Annotated in this window: 1 protein-coding gene; it reads left to right on the top strand. The window is 66.3% G+C overall.

Going from position 1 to position 297, the window contains the following annotated elements:
• Positions 1–25: 25 nt before the first annotated feature.
• Positions 26–297 (top strand): hotdog family protein (locus tag JK364_RS54830; RefSeq protein ID WP_307841755.1); only part of this gene is annotated, 272 nt, incomplete at its 3' end.

The following is a 297-nucleotide window of genomic DNA, read 5'->3' as shown; positions in this document are numbered from 1 at the left end:
GGCTGATCACCGCGTCTTTGGGTCGGTGCTGGTGCCACCAGCTGCGTTGGTCGAGTTGGTCATCCGTGTGGGCGATCAGGTCGGTTGCGGTCGGGTGGAGGAGCTGACGCTGGAGGCGCCGTTGGTCCTGCCCGAGCAGGGCAGTGTCCAGGTTCAGGTGGTGGTCGAGGAGCCGGATGCGGCCGGTCTGCGGTCGGTTGCGGTCTACTCGCATCCTGAGGATGCGACGGGCTCCGATGACGCTGTGTGGAGCTCTCATGCGAGCGGGTTGCTGGTGGAGGAGTCGTCGACTGCTGC

Origin of the sequence: Streptomyces endocoffeicus (genome assembly GCF_016741935.1) — a bacterium.
GTDB classification, from domain to species: domain Bacteria; phylum Actinomycetota; class Actinomycetes; order Streptomycetales; family Streptomycetaceae; genus Streptomyces; species Streptomyces endocoffeicus.
Note: the sequence above shows the minus strand (reverse complement) of the source record. Positions and strands in the feature narration are given on the sequence as shown.